This window comes from Paraglaciecola aestuariivivens (genome assembly GCF_052983255.1).
On record NZ_JBRKBA010000001.1, the window covers coordinates 329,715 to 346,707 of the forward strand.

Genomic DNA, 16,993 nt, shown 5'->3' on the forward strand with positions numbered 1-16,993 from the left:
ACTTAGTTCCTTATTGAATGAAAAGTAACGCTAGACGTTTTTCACAACTCACTACACACTAGACTGTAATTTAGATCTAAAAGATAACCTGCATGCAGCAATTTACCAAAACCTTTAGCTTAGTGTTTTTTGTCATCTCTTTGGTTGGCGCACTATTTATAAACTTTAATCTGCAACCCACTTGGGTAGAAACCCAGTTGCAGTACCAAACCTACCAAAATGCTCAAAACCAATTGGCTTACCGCATAAATGATCAAGAAAAAGTCATTACCCAAGTACAGCCATACAGCAGCTCACCTCTTAGACAAGAAGCATTAAACCACCTTACCACCACCCCCTCTATAAAAGAGCAGTGGGTTTACAAAAATAGTCCAGAAGATGTGGTTTTGCTTAAAGCCGATTTTCACTTTGGGCTATGGTCTTTATTACCTGCTTTTGTAGCTGTAGCCCTTTGCCTGTTAACCCGCGAGCCTTTAGTAGCCTTACTTGGTGGTATAGTAGTTGGAGCAGTAATGCTCGGGCGTTTTGATATTACCCATGAAGTATTTATTCCCAACATAGGTACGTCTAGCGCCGCCTCCATTTTAATTTTATACCTGTGGTTGTTAGGCGGGTTAATGGGTATGTGGGCCAAAACTGGGGCAGCACAAGCCTTTGCCGACCATATGAGCCAGCACTATGTAAAAGGCCCACGTTCAGCAAAATTAATCACTTGGTTTTTAGGTTTAGTGTTTTTTCAGGGCGGTACCATGAGCACGGTTTTAGTGGGTACTACAGTTAAGCCTATTGCCGATAAAGCCAAGGTCAGTCACGAAGAATTAAGTTATGTAGTAGATTCAACCGCCTCGCCTATTGCCTCGCTTATTGCCTTTAACGCTTGGCCCGCTTACGTACAGGCATTTTTGTTTATTCCAGGGGTGGCGTTTTTAGCCACAGAAAGCGACAGAATTGCGTTTTTCTTTGCTAGTGTACCTTTTAGTTTTTACGCGATTTTTGCCGTTTTAGGAACCCTATTACTTAGCTTGAATGTCACCACCTTTAGCGGCGCACCGCTCAAAAAAGCTATGCAAAGGGTGGCTGAAACTGGCCAATTAGATGCGCCTAACGCCTCGCCAATCAGCGCCAAAGAATTGCATCAGAATCAAGTACCAGAGGGCTACCAAGGGCATAGAATGGAATTCATTTTGCCTTTGATAAGCCTAATTATTATTGCGGTTTTATCTTACGTTTTTTTGGGCTCTCCACAAATTCATTGGGCTTTTTCGGGTGCGCTATTTTTGTCTATTATGATGGCGCTCGCAAAAGGCATGAGCCTAAAACAAGTATTAGATGGCTTTGGTAATGGCTTAAAAGGGGTAGTAGTAGCGTCGGTGATCCTAATGTTTGCTTTAACCATAGGCGTGCTTAGCAAACAGCTGGGTGGCGGGATTTATTTAGTTGAATCTTTGGGCGAACATATTCCGTTTTGGTGTTTGCCAATTTTACTGCAACTTATGACCATGCTGATTGCATTTTCTACTGGCACCAGCTGGGGAACTTATGCCATAGCCTTTCCCCTTGGCTTACCTTTAGCTTGGACACTTGCACAAAGCCAAGGATTAGCCAATCCCGAATTATTTATGATGGTTTGTTTTGCTACTATCTTAAACGGCAGTGTGTACGGCGACCAATGCTCACCTATTTCTGACACCACCATTTTAAGTTCGATGACCACAGGTTGCGATCTAATGGATCATGTAAAAAGCCAAATTATTCCGGCGACTTATGCCGCCTTGTTAGCTGCCACACTGTGGACCTTAACCGTATTGTTATTCGCCTAAATATTTAAACCTAGGGATCCACTGATTATCTATTTGTACTTCTTCTACAAACATAGTCAGTGGTCTTACCCATAAATCGCCAGCCCCGTATAAGGGTCGATACACAACTAACTCTGACTCATCTTCGGAGTGTTTTGCCACACCTATCACTTGGTATTCGTTGCCCTTGTAATGTTGATATTTACCCACCTTTACACTCATCATATGCTCCTTTAGCGTTAAATGGCTAAGTGTTGGCTGCGCTTACGCTGCCAAATAATCATAAAAATTTGCAGTAATATGATGACAAAACTGCCTATCACTAATCCTTGCCAAGCAAAGATATTTAAAAACATACCAGCACTTAACGCAGCGGTTGCCTGACTACCAAAAACTAAAAATTCATTTAGTCCCTGCACTTTATATTTTTCACTAGGTTGATAACTTTGTGACAACAACACAGTGCCGCCAACAAACAAGAAATTCCAACCTAAACCTAAAAACACTAAGGCCGCCCAATAGTTAATCCACTGGTTATTGCTTAGCGCTAAGGCCAAAGTTAATAGATAACACACTAGGCCTAAATAAATGATTTTTGTGGTGCCTAATCGACTAATTAACCAGCCACTAAATAAAGAAGGAAAAAACATCGCAAATATGTGGCTTTGGATCACCCATTTAATTTCTTCGAGTGCAAAGGCACCATGCACATGCATACTCACTGGCGTGGCTGTCATGATAAAACTCATTAGTGCATAACCTACTACTGAGGCCGACACCGCCAAAATAAACACAGGTTGTTTGGCTATGGTATAGAGGTCTCTACCTGTGCTGCTATTTGGCTTTGTTTTTACATGCAGATTGTCAATTTGACTAAACAACAAGCTGCATAAAATAAAGATGCCAGCCATGATATAAAACGCCCCAACAAAATCCTGACTCGACACCTTTAATCCTAAGCTAACTAATTCAGGACCTAAAATAGCGGCAACTAGGCCACCTAATAACACTGTTGATGCAGCTTTTGGCATCAAGGCTAACTCAACCGACTCCATCGCCGCAAAACGAATTTGTTGAATAGCAGACATCACCATTCCTAAAGCAAAGGCAGATCCAACTAATCCCCAAAAACTACCTTTAACAATACTTAGCGCTGCTAATAGGGTAATCACCGCCCCTAAAAAGGTGGCCAGAATAAATACGGGTTTACGCCCAAAGTGTTGCATAAAACGAGTGACAGGCACCACACCGCAAGCCGTACCCACTATACTCATAGCAAAGGGCAAAGTAGACCAAGCAGGGTTGGGCGCTAATTGTGCGCCTAATACGCCACCGGCCAAAACCAACATAGTACCGGCGCTCATAGCTAAAGCTTGAATGAGGGTGAGCAACCACACATTAGCTGGCATATTTTTCAAAGCTAAATCCTTGAATTAAGGCAATATTTAACACTAAGGCAGTGTAACCTTTTGTGGCTAATTAGTCTTTGCTGGATGAAAAACTAAAAGCCAGTTGCTGGTGAGTGGATGGTTCGGCCAACCCTACATGTAATCCAACCAATCTAATGCCTCTATTAGCTTGGCGTGCTAAACCTTGCTCGAGTAATTGATAAAAATATGCGGGATCTAAATGTTGGCATTTATGCTCTACTGTGGTTTGTTGAAAGTCGCTAAATTTTAACTTTATGCCTTGGCTGCTAATGGGCGATTTGGCTTTCTGTACACGTTTTTCAAGAGTAGGAATAAGCTTTTCAATCATGTTCATACATTGCTCTTTTGTATAGATATCTTGCGCCATAGTGCGTTCAACCCCCACAGATTTACGTTGCCTTTGAATTGATAGCTCTCGATTATCTATACCATGGCTACGATCCCAAATAACTTTGCCAAATTTACCAAATTTTTTAATTAACTCTTCAAACGCATATTGACGAATATCAGCGCAAGTAAATAAGCCTAAATCATGTAATTTAGCTAAGGTGACTTTGCCCACTCCAGGAATTTTACCTAGCGGTAAACTCACAACAAAATCATCTAATTTGTCGGGCGTCACCACACAGATCCCATTTGGTTTATTTTCGTCACTAGCTATTTTGGCGATGAATTTACAAGGTGCCACGCCAGCAGAGGCTGTTAATTGAGTTTCTTTGAATATAGCGCGCCTAATGTCTTCGGCAATAAGGGTGGCACTGCCAGCAAACATGGGGCAATGGGTGACATCTAGGTAAGCTTCGTCTAATGAAAGGGGTTCAATTTTATCTGTATATCGGCTAAATATTTCGCGAATTTGCTGTGAGATCTCACTGTACAACTCCATACGTCCCGGCGCTAACACTAATTCAGGGCAAAGTTTTAAGGCATGAGCCGTAGCCATGGCCGAGCGTACCCCAAATTGCCGCGCTTGATAATTGCAGGTAGAGATAACCCCACGCCTATCGGTACTGCCACCAATGGCAAGAGGCACATTGCGATACTCAGGGTTATCACGCATTTCTACCGCTGCGTAATAACAGTCCATATCGATATGTATGATCTTGCGCAAATGCCTACCCACAACACTGTATATAAAGTCAGTATTGTGCCTAATTTTTGCTTTTATTCAACAAAAAAAACGCCAACTAAGTTGACGTTTTTTTATTAAGCAATTAAAAGCAAATTATAGAATTTGATTTTTCTTCCATTGGTCGAGCTTTTCTTGACGCGCTTGTTCTTTTTCCATGCGCATTTTTTTTCGATCGCAAGGTTCAGGGCAATCACAGGCTTTATCAACCCCAAGCGCGCCCAAACCACCACAGCTACCAGAAATGGTTTTTTGCTGCACTATATAACCCACAGACATGGCCACAACTACTACTAAAAAAAATACAAATGCAAGAATGAAGGTGCTCAAAAATCTAACTCCGAAATATCAATCAATAAAACAATACTAATGCACAGTGACAAGCTGCTGAAACTTACTACTAGTATACTCGGTAAAGCCTTGAGTTTCTTTAGTTATCAGCATTACAGCTAAATTGTGTTGTTCGGAAAGGGCTAATGCTCGCTCTTTTCCCATCACATTTAGTGCAGTGGCTAGTCCATCTGCTGTCATAGACGATGGGTGGATCACTGTCACAGACACTAAATTATGCGAGATGGGGTAACCACTCACAGGGTCGATTAAGTGCGAATAACGCTCCCCATCAAATTCGTAATAATTTCGATAATCGCCTGAGGTAGCGACGGCATTGTTGCCTATGCTAATAATTTTTTGCACCGCACGACCCGAAGCTTGGGGTTTTTCGATGGCAATTTTCCAATCCATGCCCGAGGCTTTTTTGCCGGCTAAACGCATTTCTCCGCCAATCTCCACTAAGAAGTTCTTTATATTGTGTGCCAGTAATATGTCGGCCAGTTGATCCACTGCATAGCCCTTAGCAATAGTAGATAAATCAACGTATAAATCGGGCTGAGTTTTGTAGGCCGCGTGCTCAGCCAATTGCAATTTATCTAAGCCAGTTTTTTGTTTGGTTTGTTGTATAAGTTGAGGTGACGGAATTTTTTCTGGCCGACTTTGCGGACCAAATCCCCATAGATTGACTAATGGCCCTACAGTGACGTCTAAAACCCCTTGGCTTAATTCGCCTAAACGTTTTGCTTCGTGCAGTACAACCAAGGTTTTATCAGATAAAGTAAAAGGTTCTGTACTATTCCATTGATTAAATTGGCTTAATTCTGAATCACTAATATAGGTAGACATAAGCTGGTTAATTTCGGCCAACTCCTGCTCTATTTCACTTTGCAGCTGGTCTTTATCTACCTTCACGTCATTAACGACTTTAACGTTAAAGTGAGTCCCCATAGTTGGCCCAGTTAGGTGAATTTCTGGACTCTCAGGTTGGTTACAAGCCAGCAAAGTAAGTAGCATGACTAAGCTAAATAGGCTTAATTTGAAAGATAGTTGCATAAAAATCTGTGACCTAATAAATTGATAATAAAAAAGGGGCCTAAGCCCCTTTTAATCTGATGTTAATGAAGCTGGTTAACCACCAAAATCATCCAACATGATGTTTTCGTCTTCTACACCTAACTCTTTGAGCATGTTAATAACAGCGGCGTTCATCATAGGTGGACCACACATGTAGAACTCACAGTCCTCAGGTGCTGGGTGATCTTTTAGATAGTTCTCTAAAAGTACATTATGGATAAATCCAGTATCGCCTTCCCAGTTATCTTCAGGTTGTGGATCAGACAAGGCTACATGCCAAGTAAAGTTGTCGTTCTCTTTTTGAAGCATGTCGAAATCTTCTACGTAGAACATTTCACGTAGAGAACGGGCACCGTACCAGAATGTCATCTTACGTTTTGATTTTAAGCGACGAAGTTGGTCGAAAATGTGTGAACGCATAGGCGCCATTCCAGCACCACCACCAACAAAGACCATTTCTGCGTCTGTATCTTTGGCAAAGAACTCACCAAATGGACCAGAAATTGTAGCCTTATCACCTGGCTTAAGGCTCCAGATATAAGATGACATCTTACCTGCTGGCAAGGATAAATTGTTAGGCGGCGGAGAAGCAATACGTACGTTTAGCATAATAATGCCTTCTTCTTCCGGGTAGTTAGCCATGGAGTAAGCACGTATAGTTTCTTCGTCTACTTTAGATTCGATATTAAAGAAGCCAAAACGCTCCCAATCACCACGATATTCTTCTGGAATATCGAAGTCTGAATATTTCACATGATGAGGTGGCGCCTCAATTTGAATATAACCACCGGCACGGAAAGGAACACTTTCACCGTTAGGAATTTTAAGTACTAACTCTTTAATAAAGGTGGCTTTGTTGTCATTAGAAATAACTTCACAATCCCACTTTTTAATACCAAAAATTTCTTCTTCAAGTTCGATATCCATGTCTTGTTTGATAGATACCTGACAAGATAAACGGCAACCCTGCTTGGCTTCTTTTTTGCTGATATGGTCAAGCTCGGTAGGTAATATTTCGCCACCACCCGCTTTAATGTCAACACGACATTGGCCACACGAACCACCGCCACCACAAGCAGAAGAAACAAAGATACCGGCATTAGCTAAGGCACCTAGTAACTTGTCGCCAGGCTGAGCGGTAATAGGTTCTTCAGCACCACCGTTAATACGAATGGTGACTTCGCCACTGGGTACCAGCTTAGATTTTGCAAACATGATGATAAACACTAGCGCCAAAACAATAGCGATAAACATGCCTACACCAAGGTAAATTTCATTTAAATTCATTTAACTATTCCTCTTGGAGTTGACTACAGCGCTACGCCAGTAAAAGATTGGAAACCAAGCGCCATTAGCCCGGCAATCATAAATACCGACCCTAAGCCTCTCACACCTTCTGGCATATCAGCATATTTAAGCTTTTCGCGCACAGCCGCTAACAAGGTAATGGCAATTGCCCAACCTAAACCGCTGCCTATGCCATATACTATGCTTTCGCTAAAGTTGTATTCACGTTGTACGGCAAAAGCCACACCACCAAAAATTGCACAGTTTACGGTAATAAGAGGTAAGAAAATCCCCAAAGCGTTGTATAACGCAGGGAAGAACTTATCTAGACTCATTTCCAAGATTTGCACTAAGGCTGCAATGACCCCGATAAAGGTAAGAAAGCTCAAAAAGCTTAAGTCAGCATTAGGGAAACCAGCCCAACCTAGTGCGCCTGGCGCCAAAATGTTTACGTAAATAACTTGGTTAACAGGAACTGAAATCCCCAATACCACAATTACTGCAACACCAAGACCCATTGAGGTTTTTACTTTTTTAGATACTGCTAAAAAGGTACACATACCAAGGAACAAAGATAAGGCCATGTTTTCAATGAAAACAGATTTAACAAAAATACTTAGATAATGTTCCATGAATTACTCCTTCGGCTCGACTTGTGCTGGACGAATAGTACGAATTGCCCAAATCAGTCCACCTATCAAAAAGAACGAACTAAAAGGTAAAATCAATAGGCCATTACCTTGATACCAGCCACCATTTTGAATCAAAGGTAAAACCTCAAATCCTAAAATAGTACCAAAGCCAAATAACTCTTTGACTGTACCAATAACCACTAACACCATTGAATAACCTAAACCATTACCTAATCCATCTAAGAAAGACATAAAAGGCGGGCTCTTCATGGCATAAGCTTCAGCGCGGCCCATTACAATACAGTTTGTAATGATCAGGCCAACAAACACCGACAGCTGTTTGGATATCTCGTATGAGTACGCCTTAAGCACTTGGTCTACCACTATTACCAATGAAGCAATAATGGTCATTTGAATGATAATACGTACGCTTGAAGGAATTTGTGTACGTATTAACGATATAAATAAGTTAGAAAACGCACAAACTGTGGTTAATGCTAACGACATAACCAATGCCGTTTCTAGCTTAGTGGTAATTGCTAGTGCCGAGCACACGCCCAGTACTTGCAAGGCAATTGGGTTATTGTCCAGAATGGGTCCCAACAATACCTTTTTCATTTCTTTAGTTTCAGCCATTGTATGAACCCCTTACGATTTCCAAGTCTGATTTTTAAGGTATGGCCCAAAGCCATTCTCACCCAGCCAATATGTCAGGGTATTTTCTACCCCATTACTGGTAAGTGTTGCACCAGATAGCGCATCAACTGCATATTGATCATTGCTGTTGTCGCCTTTTTTGACTTCGATAGCTACTTCACCATTGTTGTAAAGTTTTTTGCCACCCCATTTTGCTTTCCAGCTGGGGTTTTGAATTTCACCACCTAGTCCAGGAGTTTCTTTGTGCTGGTAATACACCAGTTCACGAACTGTATTGCCATCAGCATCTATAGCTAAGAAGCCATACATTAAGTCCCATAAACCACTACCATGCACGGGTAATACGATACGGGTAATTTCACCTGCATCGTTTTTCACCAAATACACACTGGCGATACTAGCGCGACGCTGAAAACCTACATTGCTGTTTTCAACTTTCACTGAGTATTTTTCAGACTTGGCTTCTTTATACATGTTGTAGCCTTCAGGCACGTCAACATATTCACCTGTAGCTAAATCAACAAAGCGTTCCTCAATGTATTTATTGTAAGTAGCAGCAATGTCGCCTTTAGCTTGTGCCGATAAACCGGCAGCTTCAACAATGTTTGATTGTTTATCAATGGCGGCATTGGTTTCTTGCAGTGAACGCAGACCTACTGCGGCGCTAGAAACAACAATTGAACACACCAAACAGACTGCGACAACTACGCCAACAGTTTTACCTAGAGTTTCTTTTTTAGCCGACACGTGCCATCCTCCGTTTAATATTACTTTGGGCAACAAAGAAGTCGAACAAAGGCGCCCATAAATTAGCAAATAAAATGGCCAACATTATGCCTTCAGGGAAAGCTGGATTGAGCACCCTAATCATCACTGCCATAAACCCAATTAAAATACCGTAAGCCCACTTACCTTGGTCGGTGAATGAGGCCGATACTGGATCTGTTGCCATAAAAAACATACCAAAGGCCATGCCACCTATCACCATGTGCCAGTACCAAGGCATAGCAAACATTGGGTTAGTATCACTACCTATAAAGTTTAATAAGCTAGAGAACAAGAAGATACCAATAGCCACACCCGCTACAATTCGCCATGAGGCTATACGCATGTAAATAATGAACAATCCACCTATCAATATTGCTAAGGCAGATACTTCACCCATTGAACCTTGCAAGTTACCAAAGAACGCATCCCACCACTGGGCATTAATGCTCCAGTCGGTTACTGAACCATTGGCCGCTTTACTTAACCAAGTTGCTCCAGAGAACCCATCAGCGGCTGTCCAGATTGCATCTCCCGAAATTTGCGCTGGGTAGGCAAAGTATAAAAATGCACGACCCGACAAAGCTGGGTTTAAGAAGTTACGTCCGGTACCACCAAATATTTCTTTGGCTACTACTACACCAAAAGTAATACCTAAGGCCGCTTGCCATAAAGGAATAGTGGCAGGTAAGGTAAGGGCAAAAAGTACCGAAGTAACAAAGAAGCCTTCGTTAATTTCGTGCTTACGTACCGAAGCAAATAAGACTTCCCAAAATCCACCTACTATAAATACCGTGGCGTATACAGGCACAAAGAAACATGCACCATATAAGAACAATGCTAGACCACCAGTAGACTCAAGGCCTATTTGTCCGCCTAAGGCAGTAAACAAGGCTGCTTGCCAAACATCGGGTAATGCACCTGCGCCCGACATAATAGCGTTATGCGCTTGGTTACCAATGTTATACATACCGTAAAACATGGCTGGAAAGGTCGCCATCCACACCATAATCATGATGCGTTTTAGATCAACGCTATCTTTTACGTGTGTAGTGGATTTTGTCACTGTACCTGGCGTATAAAAAATGGTGGCTGCCGCTTCGTACAAGGCATACCATTTTTCGTATTTACCACCTGCTTCGAAATCAGGTTCAATTTTTTCTAAAAATGCTTTTAAACCCATGATTAACCCTCTTTCTCAATCTTGTCTAAACAATCACGCAAGATAGGACCGTAGTTATATTTGCCTGGGCACACATAAGTACACAAAGCCAAATCTTCTTCGTCTAGCTCCAAACAACCTAGTGTTTGAGCACCATCGGTATCACCAGAGATCATGTCTCTTAGCAACAAAGTAGGCAAAATATCTAGCGGCATAATGCGTTCGTAGTTACCAATTGGCACCATTGAACGATCTGAACCGTTGGTTGTAGTGGTCATGTTAAATAGCTTTTTAGGGTTTAAGTGACCCATAAAAGCACGCGTAATTGAATGTTGGTTAACCCCAGGCTTAATCCAGCCAAACAACTCTTTTTCACGCCCTTCGCGTAAAATAGTCACTTGGTTATGGAAGCGACCTAAGAAACCATGTACGCCATGGGCATGATTACCTTGCAATACTGAGCCTGAGATCATACGCATTTCGCCTTCGTTGGCTTCACCTGCAGTAAGCTCGGTAATATCAGCACCAAGTAAAGTGCGCACTAAGCGAGGGTTCTTAGCTTCTGGGCCGGCTAAAGACACAACTTTTTGGTTGTCTAGCTCACCAGTAGTGAACAAATGCCCAATTGCCATAACGTCTTGATAGCCTATGTGCCAAACTTTTTTGTTGGCGCCCACAGGATCAAGATAATGAATATGAGTGCCAACTAAACCAGCAGGATGCACACCAGCAAATTCATTAACTTCAACTTTTGCGTCACCGGTATTCACATCGCTACCTGCGGCTTTACTGACAAACACTTTGCCGTCTGTTAAACAGCTAATGACATTTAAGCCATTGATAAAGTCTTGGTTACGTTCAGCAATAATGACCAAAGGATCAGCAGCCAATGGATTAGTATCCATGACACTGACAAAAATTGAGTTTGGTTTAGAATCTAAAGCGGGAGACTTGCTATACGGGCGAGTTCTAATGGCTGTCCACATACCAGAGTCTACTAAGTTTTGTTGAACCTTAGCAGCATCTAATGAAGCCAGCTCAGAACTGCTATATTTAGCAAACTCTTCGCTTTCGTTGCCTTCTATTTCAATTACCACAGATTGCAAAACACGTTTTGCACCACGGTTGATGGCAACAACATTACCGGCGGCAGGCGCAGTGAATTTTACTCCAGGGTTCTTTTTATCTTCAAAAAGAACCTGGCCTTTTTTCACTTTGTCCCCTTCTTGAACATGCATAGTTGGACGCATGCCAATGTACTCTTCACCCAAAATGGCCACCTTAGTGACAGCGTTGCCTTCTTGGATTGTTTGTTGTGGCGATCCCTTTATAGGGAGATCTAACCCTTTCGTGATTTTTATCATACGCAATAGCACTACTCTAAATTAATACACAGCACCATTAGATTCTGTTTTGCCTAACAACAACTTTTGCTTTAGCTAAATAAAAACCTAATGGTGATGAGTATTATTAATGAACAATTAATTAATTCGCAGCCACCTAGTGTAAATAAAATGAAATTGAGTAAATTGCTCGCTGCAATTTCAAATTAAAGGTTTTGCGTTAAGTTAAACCATATCCACGGAATTTTAGCATTAACCCAACCCCATCTTCCATGCAAATTATTGTTTAAACTCTAATTTTGTCACTTTTTAATGGCTTTTTTTTAAAATAACCCTAACAAAGGTAGACCAATTTTCGGAAATAAAAAAACCGCCACAAATGACGGTTAGTTTATTAACATTTTTGTAACTTATTTTAGTCGCTAAAATTTACCAATCGGCTAGCGGATCAACATCGGCATCATAATCAACACCAGTCACATCAAAACCAAAGAGTTGCAAAAAGTCATGATGATAACCTTGGTAGTCACTTAACTCATGGAAGTTGTCTTGATTTACCTGATCCCAAAGGGCTTTTATCTTCGCCTGAGTAGCATCATTGGTTTCTTTGCCATTCATGTACAAACGGCCAAATTCATCCACTTCTGGTTGCGATTGGGTTAATTTTTCTGCAAACAAATCATAAATTTGCTCAATACAACCTTGATGCGTACCTTCTTCTTTCATTACTTTGTAGATCAAAGAAATATACAAAGGCATCACTGGGATGGCCGAGCTAGCTTGAGTCACTAAAGCTTTTAATGATGACACATAAGCCTGAACCTTTTTATCCGCTTGGCTTTTTACTATAGCCGCAGCAGCACGATCTAAGTCTTCTTTAGCTTTACCTATAGTTGCTTGCCCATAGATTGGCCAAGTCAGCTCTTTACCAACATAAGTGTAAGCTGTAGTTTTACAGTTATCGGCTAACAGGTCTGCCTCAGCCAATGCAGCTAACCATAATTCCCAATCTTCTCCCCCCATTACTTTAATGGTTTGATCGATTTCATCCTGATTAGCTGGCTCTAGGGCAATTTCATGCACTAGATCTTTGTCGGTATCATAGGTTTTAGTTTTATAGGCCTGTCCTACCGGCTTTAAGGTAGATTTATAGACTTCACCTGTTTCAGGATCGGTACGTCTAGGCGAAGCTAAGCTATAAACCACTAAGTCGACTTTACCCATATCGGCTTTAAGGGTGTCTATAGTTTGCTGTTTTAACTCGTTCGAAAAGGCATCACCATTTAAGGTTTTAGCATACAGTCCTTGAGCTTGGGCTTTTTGATGAAAAGCAGCGGTATTGTACCAACCTGCAGTGCCCGTTTTGCGCTCAGTGGGTGGTTTTTCAAAACAAACACCTAGAGTGTTAGCATTTGCCCCAAAGGCAGCAGTGATTCTAGACGCTAAACCGTAACCTGTAGAACAACCAATTACCAACACGTTTTTGGGGCCGTTAGTTAATTCACCTTGGCTTTTAACATAGTCAATTTGTTGTTGCACACTGGCTGCACAACCAACTGGATGGGCATTGGTACAAATAAAGCCACGGATCTTAGGCTTAATAATCATAAAAGAGTCCTATTAAAAATTTGAGCGCATTGTAATGCCAGACGCCGATTTAACACATCAGAGCAGCTGAATTAATTTTGCATCAAGCTAACCCATATATAGATATGGCTTAGTCTAACCAAGCCATAATCTTACTTTGCTTATTCTACTGCGCGATTTTTATAATATTCGAGTTCAGAAATTTGATGGTACTTTTGTACTTTCGCTTGAAAATCTGAATAAGACTGATAAATCTTTTTAAACATAGGATCTGCGTCTGATTGCTCTTGCATAACCTGTTTAGATGCCGCTTTTAACGCTCGCATAACATCTTCCGGTAGCGGACGCATATCCACTCCATGGGTTTCCACTAGGGCTTGCATGGCATTGTTGTTTGCAGCGGTGTATTCATCCCACATGTCTTGATTAACTGCACGAGTAGCGACTTCTATTATGGCTTGTAAATCAGCGGGCAAAGCTTCATAGGCTTGTTTGTTAACCATAAATTCTAAGGTGGCATTAGGTTCATGCCAGCCTGAATAATAGTAGTAGTTGGCGGCTTTATATAAACCAAATGACAAATCATTGTAAGGGCCAACCCATTCAGAAGCATCAATGGCTCCAGACTGCAAAGCGGTAAATAACTCACCACCCGTTAAGGCCACAGGAATACCACCTAGCTTTTTAAGCACTTCGCCACCTAAACCAGGAATGCGCATTTTAAGACCTTTTAAATCTTCAACACTGTTGATTTCTTTTTTAAACCACCCAGCCATTTGCACACCAGAATTGCCACCAGCAAAAGGAATTAAGTTAAAGGGCGCATATAACTCACGCCATAATTCCATGCCGCCGCCATAATGCAACCAAGCATTCATTTCAGTGGCATTCATACCAAAAGGAATGGCTGTAAAAATTTGCGCTGCGGGTGCTTTACCTTTCCAATAATAAGCCCCTGCATGCCCCATTTCTGCGGCTCCACTAGACACAGTATCAAACACCTCAAAGCCTGGCACCATCTGCCCAGCGCCAAATACTTTGACTTTAAGGCGACCACCAGACATACGTTCAACATATTTAGCAAAGGTTTCTGGTCCTTTTCCTAAGCCCGGAAAGTTTTTAGGCCAAGAAGTGACTAACTTCCACTCATACACCTGTTGCGCTTTAGCGCTTGCCGAACTGTCTTCCGCCTGTTTGTTACAGGCCGATAAGGCCCCAATAAATACAAATAAAACAACACATTGCAGCAATTTCATAAATTAGCTCTCACATTTTCACTAAAGCAAAGAAGGCAACCAAGTTACCAGATTTGGCCAAATAGCCAAGCAAGCAAGTAACACAATTTGAATCATAATAAATGGTGCCACACCTTTATATATATCCACAGTTTTAACTTCAGCTGGTGCTACACCTCGTAAGTAAAATAATGCAAAGCCAAAAGGTGGGGTTAAAAACGAGGTTTGTAAATTCACCGCTATCATTATGCCTAGCCAAATAGGATCGACTCCCATGGCTAATAAAACCGGCGCCACTAAAGGCACTACTACAAAGGTGATTTCGATAAAATCTAAAATAAAACCTAATAAAAAAATCACCAGCATAACTAACAGCACTGCGGCAAATTTGCCACCGGGTAAGCTATGAAATAACTGTTCAATTAACTCTTCGCCACCAAACCCACGAAACACCAGAGAAAAAATTGATGCACCAATTAATATTAAAAACACCATGCTAGTCACTTTAGTAGTAGACATCATGACGTCTTTTAATTTAGGCATAGTTAACTGACCATTAAGCAAAGCCAATAACATGGCACCCATTGCCCCTACACCCGCGGCTTCGGTTGGCGTTGCAAAACCAGCCAAAATAGAGCCCAGCACAATAAAAATTAACACTAAGGGCGGCACCAAAGCTTTAACTAACAACCCAAGAGACACATGGGTATCAGTATTTTGTTCAGCGGTGTGTTTAATATTGCGCGAGGCAAAAATCAACACATAGAGTAAGTACATACTTACTAATATCAATCCGGGTACTAAGGCACCAACAAATAAGTCACCAATAGATACTGATTGTGGCGAAAAAATCCCCATATTTAGTTGTGCCTGCTGAAAGGCACTAGACATAACGTCACCGAGTAACACTAACGCAATAGAAGGAGGAATAATTTGGCCTAAGGTACCTGTTGCACAAATGGCGCCACAGGCAAAAGAAGGGGCATAACCTTTTTTCAGCATAGTAGGCAAAGACAACAACCCCATGGTTACCACAGTCGCCCCTACAATGCCGGTACTTGCGGCCAACAACATGCCCACTAACACCACAGACACAGCCAAGCCAGAACGTAATTTGCCAAACAATTGCTCCATGGCCAAGAGTAGATTTTCGGCCACTTGAGACTTTTCTAACATAACCCCCATAAACACAAACAGAGGCACAGCTATAAGGGTTTGATTCGACACTATCCCAAACAAGCGACTCGGCACAGCTTGTAAAAATGCCATATCAAACACACCAAAAAGCGCACCTATACCAGCAAATAACAATGCAGTTCCAGCTAAGGTATAAGCAACGGGATAGCCAAATAATAACACTAGGCATACCACCAAAAACATCACCAGAGATAAATATTCCATTAGTTATCTCCTGTTTCGGACGTGGATTTTGATGATTTTAAATAGGTCCACTCTCTTACAATTTCTGCTAGGCCTTGCAGAGTCATAGTCAGGGCAAACACTAAAATTAAGCTTTTTAACAAAAATAGCGCTGGGATCCCGCCCGCGTCTTGCGAGTCTTCCAATATTAACCAAGCTCTGCTGACATAATCGTAACTAATAAAAAACACAAACAAGTTAACCGGCAACAACAAAAATAGCCCACCAAAGATATTTACTTTTGCTTGTTTAGCGCGCGAAAAACGCCGATAAAAAATGTCTACCCTAACGTGCTCGTTAGCCCTCAAGGTGTGTGCCGCCCCAAGCAAAAATACCATGCCATGCAAATACATGACTGACTCTTGCATAGCAATCCAGCCCAAATTAAAGCCATAGCGTAAAACCACAATTAAAAAGCTTAGCAATACCATTAATAAGGTAAACCAGCTGACTAATTGACATAAATAAAGATGCAGCGAATCGATTTTTTTCTGCCAATGCGTGGCGTGGTTTAACAACATGATCACTTCTTATGTTTTTGTTAGATTGTTTGCCAAAGGTGGCCAGTGAGAACTCGTCCCCCCAGCTAGGGGGAAGTTTTTAACAAAATTAAAACATAATTGGAAGTAACGAAAGGCAGTAAGTGGGTTAAAGCTTAAATTACTTTTTTCCTCCACCTAAACAATTTGGTGACTTAGGAAATTCACCAAACAAATGTTTCCATTCGTCTTCAGTGTAAGTGTGAAGCGCTAAAGCATGAATATCATTAGCCAATTCATCTTTTAGTACCGAGTTAACTGCTCTATGGCGTTTAATTAAGCGCTCGCCCGAAAAAGCTGGTGTAACTATCACCACTTTAAAATGGCTTTCTGATCCCGCTGGCACATTGTGCATAAAACTTTCGTTAATCACTTCTAGGTGCTCTGGGTTAAAATGATTAAGTAATTTAGTTTCTATACTGGTTTGAATATTCATAAGGCTAGGCATCCAACTCATTGCAGCTTTGTTTTGTTCAATTTTAGCTTGAATAAACAATTTGGTTACTTTCGTAGGGTTAAATTTTACTCGGCCAATGATAACGTATTGATTGGCCTTGATATATTAATTTTGCAGAAAATAACGCTAATTAATAACTTTACTC

General features: G+C 41.4%; 17 protein-coding genes. 1 reads left to right on the top strand and 16 read right to left on the bottom strand.

Going from position 1 to position 16,993, the window contains the following annotated elements; all coding sequences use genetic code 11:
- The first annotated feature begins 92 nt into the window (after positions 1–92).
- A complete protein-coding gene (locus tag ACVCDT_RS01630) occupies positions 93–1,820 on the top strand; it encodes a Na+/H+ antiporter NhaC family protein (RefSeq protein ID WP_447130994.1) in 1,728 nt (575 codons plus the stop codon).
- On the opposite strand, the gene ACVCDT_RS01635 is transcribed toward ACVCDT_RS01630, so the two are convergent.
- The 16 genes from ACVCDT_RS01635 to bolA form a co-directional block, all read right to left on the bottom strand.
- A complete protein-coding gene (locus ACVCDT_RS01635) occupies positions 1,809–2,021 on the bottom strand; it encodes a DUF1653 domain-containing protein (RefSeq protein WP_447130995.1) in 213 nt (70 codons plus the stop codon). The two genes, ACVCDT_RS01630 and ACVCDT_RS01635, sit on opposite strands and share 12 nt — an antisense overlap.
- A 17-nt stretch (positions 2,022–2,038) precedes the next feature.
- Positions 2,039–3,208, bottom strand: a complete 1,170-nt coding sequence (locus tag ACVCDT_RS01640) for an MFS transporter (protein ID WP_447131271.1) — start codon at positions 3,206–3,208, stop codon at positions 2,039–2,041.
- Between the two features lie 70 nt (positions 3,209–3,278).
- Entirely contained in the window at positions 3,279–4,340 is a 1,062-nt protein-coding gene (dinB, locus tag ACVCDT_RS01645; RefSeq protein WP_447130996.1) for a DNA polymerase IV, read from the bottom strand.
- A 114-nt stretch (positions 4,341–4,454) separates the two neighbouring features.
- Positions 4,455–4,688, bottom strand: coding sequence for a (Na+)-NQR maturation NqrM (nqrM, locus tag ACVCDT_RS01650; protein ID WP_447130997.1), 234 nt, complete (start codon positions 4,686–4,688; stop codon positions 4,455–4,457).
- Between the two features lie 36 nt (positions 4,689–4,724).
- The gene (locus tag ACVCDT_RS01655) at positions 4,725–5,744 is read right to left on the bottom strand and encodes an FAD:protein FMN transferase (protein WP_447130998.1); all 1,020 of its coding nucleotides are present in this window, start codon (positions 5,742–5,744) and stop codon (positions 4,725–4,727) included.
- Positions 5,745–5,819: 75 nt separating this feature from the next.
- A complete protein-coding gene (gene nqrF / locus ACVCDT_RS01660; protein ID WP_447130999.1) occupies positions 5,820–7,052 on the bottom strand; it encodes an NADH:ubiquinone reductase (Na(+)-transporting) subunit F in 1,233 nt (410 codons plus the stop codon).
- A gap of 23 nt (positions 7,053–7,075) precedes the next feature.
- Positions 7,076–7,684 carry an NADH:ubiquinone reductase (Na(+)-transporting) subunit E gene (gene nqrE / locus ACVCDT_RS01665; RefSeq protein ID WP_447131000.1) on the bottom strand — a complete coding sequence of 203 codons (609 nt, stop codon included), beginning with the start codon at positions 7,682–7,684 and terminating at the stop codon, positions 7,076–7,078.
- Positions 7,685–7,687: 3 nt separating this feature from the next.
- Positions 7,688–8,320: an NADH:ubiquinone reductase (Na(+)-transporting) subunit D gene (locus ACVCDT_RS01670; protein ID WP_447131001.1), complete on the bottom strand. Its 633-nt coding sequence runs from the start codon at positions 8,318–8,320 to the stop codon at positions 7,688–7,690.
- A gap of 12 nt (positions 8,321–8,332) precedes the next feature.
- A complete protein-coding gene (locus ACVCDT_RS01675) occupies positions 8,333–9,088 on the bottom strand; it encodes a Na(+)-translocating NADH-quinone reductase subunit C (RefSeq protein WP_447131002.1) in 756 nt (251 codons plus the stop codon).
- Entirely contained in the window at positions 9,078–10,289 is a 1,212-nt protein-coding gene (locus ACVCDT_RS01680; protein ID WP_447131003.1) for an NADH:ubiquinone reductase (Na(+)-transporting) subunit B, read from the bottom strand. The genes ACVCDT_RS01675 and ACVCDT_RS01680 overlap by 11 nt, the downstream gene beginning before the upstream one ends.
- A 2-nt stretch (positions 10,290–10,291) precedes the next feature.
- Complete coding sequence (locus ACVCDT_RS01685; RefSeq protein ID WP_447131004.1) at positions 10,292–11,632, bottom strand: Na(+)-translocating NADH-quinone reductase subunit A; 1,341 nt, start codon at positions 11,630–11,632, stop codon at positions 10,292–10,294.
- Positions 11,633–12,040: 408 nt separating this feature from the next.
- Positions 12,041–13,219: an enoyl-ACP reductase FabV gene (gene fabV / locus ACVCDT_RS01690; protein WP_447131005.1), complete on the bottom strand. Its 1,179-nt coding sequence runs from the start codon at positions 13,217–13,219 to the stop codon at positions 12,041–12,043.
- Positions 13,220–13,359: 140 nt separating this feature from the next.
- On the bottom strand, positions 13,360–14,454 hold the full coding sequence (locus tag ACVCDT_RS01695; RefSeq protein ID WP_447131006.1) for a TRAP transporter substrate-binding protein: 1,095 nt from the start codon (positions 14,452–14,454) through the stop codon (positions 13,360–13,362).
- Between the two features lie 21 nt (positions 14,455–14,475).
- On the bottom strand, positions 14,476–15,834 hold the full coding sequence (locus tag ACVCDT_RS01700; protein ID WP_447131007.1) for a TRAP transporter large permease: 1,359 nt from the start codon (positions 15,832–15,834) through the stop codon (positions 14,476–14,478).
- On the bottom strand, positions 15,834–16,373 hold the full coding sequence (locus ACVCDT_RS01705; protein WP_447131008.1) for a TRAP transporter small permease subunit: 540 nt from the start codon (positions 16,371–16,373) through the stop codon (positions 15,834–15,836). The genes ACVCDT_RS01700 and ACVCDT_RS01705 overlap by 1 nt, the downstream gene beginning before the upstream one ends.
- 139 nt (positions 16,374–16,512) lie before the next feature.
- Positions 16,513–16,827, bottom strand: coding sequence for a transcriptional regulator BolA (gene bolA, locus ACVCDT_RS01710; RefSeq protein ID WP_447131272.1), 315 nt, complete (start codon positions 16,825–16,827; stop codon positions 16,513–16,515).
- Between the last annotated feature and the right edge of the window lie 166 nt (positions 16,828–16,993).

Bases quoted from the DNA above. Each gene is read 5' to 3' on its own strand.
- ACVCDT_RS01630 (WP_447130994.1), top strand. From the start codon at position 93: ATGCAGCAATTTACCAAAACCTTTAGCTTAGTGTTTTTTGTCATCTCT.
- ACVCDT_RS01635 (WP_447130995.1), bottom strand. From the start codon at position 2,021: ATGAGTGTAAAGGTGGGTAAATATCAACATTACAAGGGCAACGAATAC.
- ACVCDT_RS01640 (WP_447131271.1), bottom strand. From the start codon at position 3,208: ATGCCAGCTAATGTGTGGTTGCTCACCCTCATTCAAGCTTTAGCTATG.
- ACVCDT_RS01655 (WP_447130998.1), bottom strand. From the start codon at position 5,744: ATGCAACTATCTTTCAAATTAAGCCTATTTAGCTTAGTCATGCTACTT.
- nqrF (WP_447130999.1), bottom strand. From the start codon at position 7,052: ATGAATTTAAATGAAATTTACCTTGGTGTAGGCATGTTTATCGCTATT.
- nqrE (WP_447131000.1), bottom strand. From the start codon at position 7,684: ATGGAACATTATCTAAGTATTTTTGTTAAATCTGTTTTCATTGAAAAC.
- ACVCDT_RS01670 (WP_447131001.1), bottom strand. From the start codon at position 8,320: ATGGCTGAAACTAAAGAAATGAAAAAGGTATTGTTGGGACCCATTCTG.
- ACVCDT_RS01680 (WP_447131003.1), bottom strand. From the start codon at position 10,289: ATGGGTTTAAAAGCATTTTTAGAAAAAATTGAACCTGATTTCGAAGCA.
- ACVCDT_RS01685 (WP_447131004.1), bottom strand. From the start codon at position 11,632: ATGATAAAAATCACGAAAGGGTTAGATCTCCCTATAAAGGGATCGCCA.
- fabV (WP_447131005.1), bottom strand. From the start codon at position 13,219: ATGATTATTAAGCCTAAGATCCGTGGCTTTATTTGTACCAATGCCCAT.
- ACVCDT_RS01695 (WP_447131006.1), bottom strand. From the start codon at position 14,454: ATGAAATTGCTGCAATGTGTTGTTTTATTTGTATTTATTGGGGCCTTA.
- ACVCDT_RS01700 (WP_447131007.1), bottom strand. From the start codon at position 15,834: ATGGAATATTTATCTCTGGTGATGTTTTTGGTGGTATGCCTAGTGTTA.
- ACVCDT_RS01705 (WP_447131008.1), bottom strand. From the start codon at position 16,373: ATGTTGTTAAACCACGCCACGCATTGGCAGAAAAAAATCGATTCGCTG.
- bolA (WP_447131272.1), bottom strand. From the start codon at position 16,827: ATGAATATTCAAACCAGTATAGAAACTAAATTACTTAATCATTTTAAC.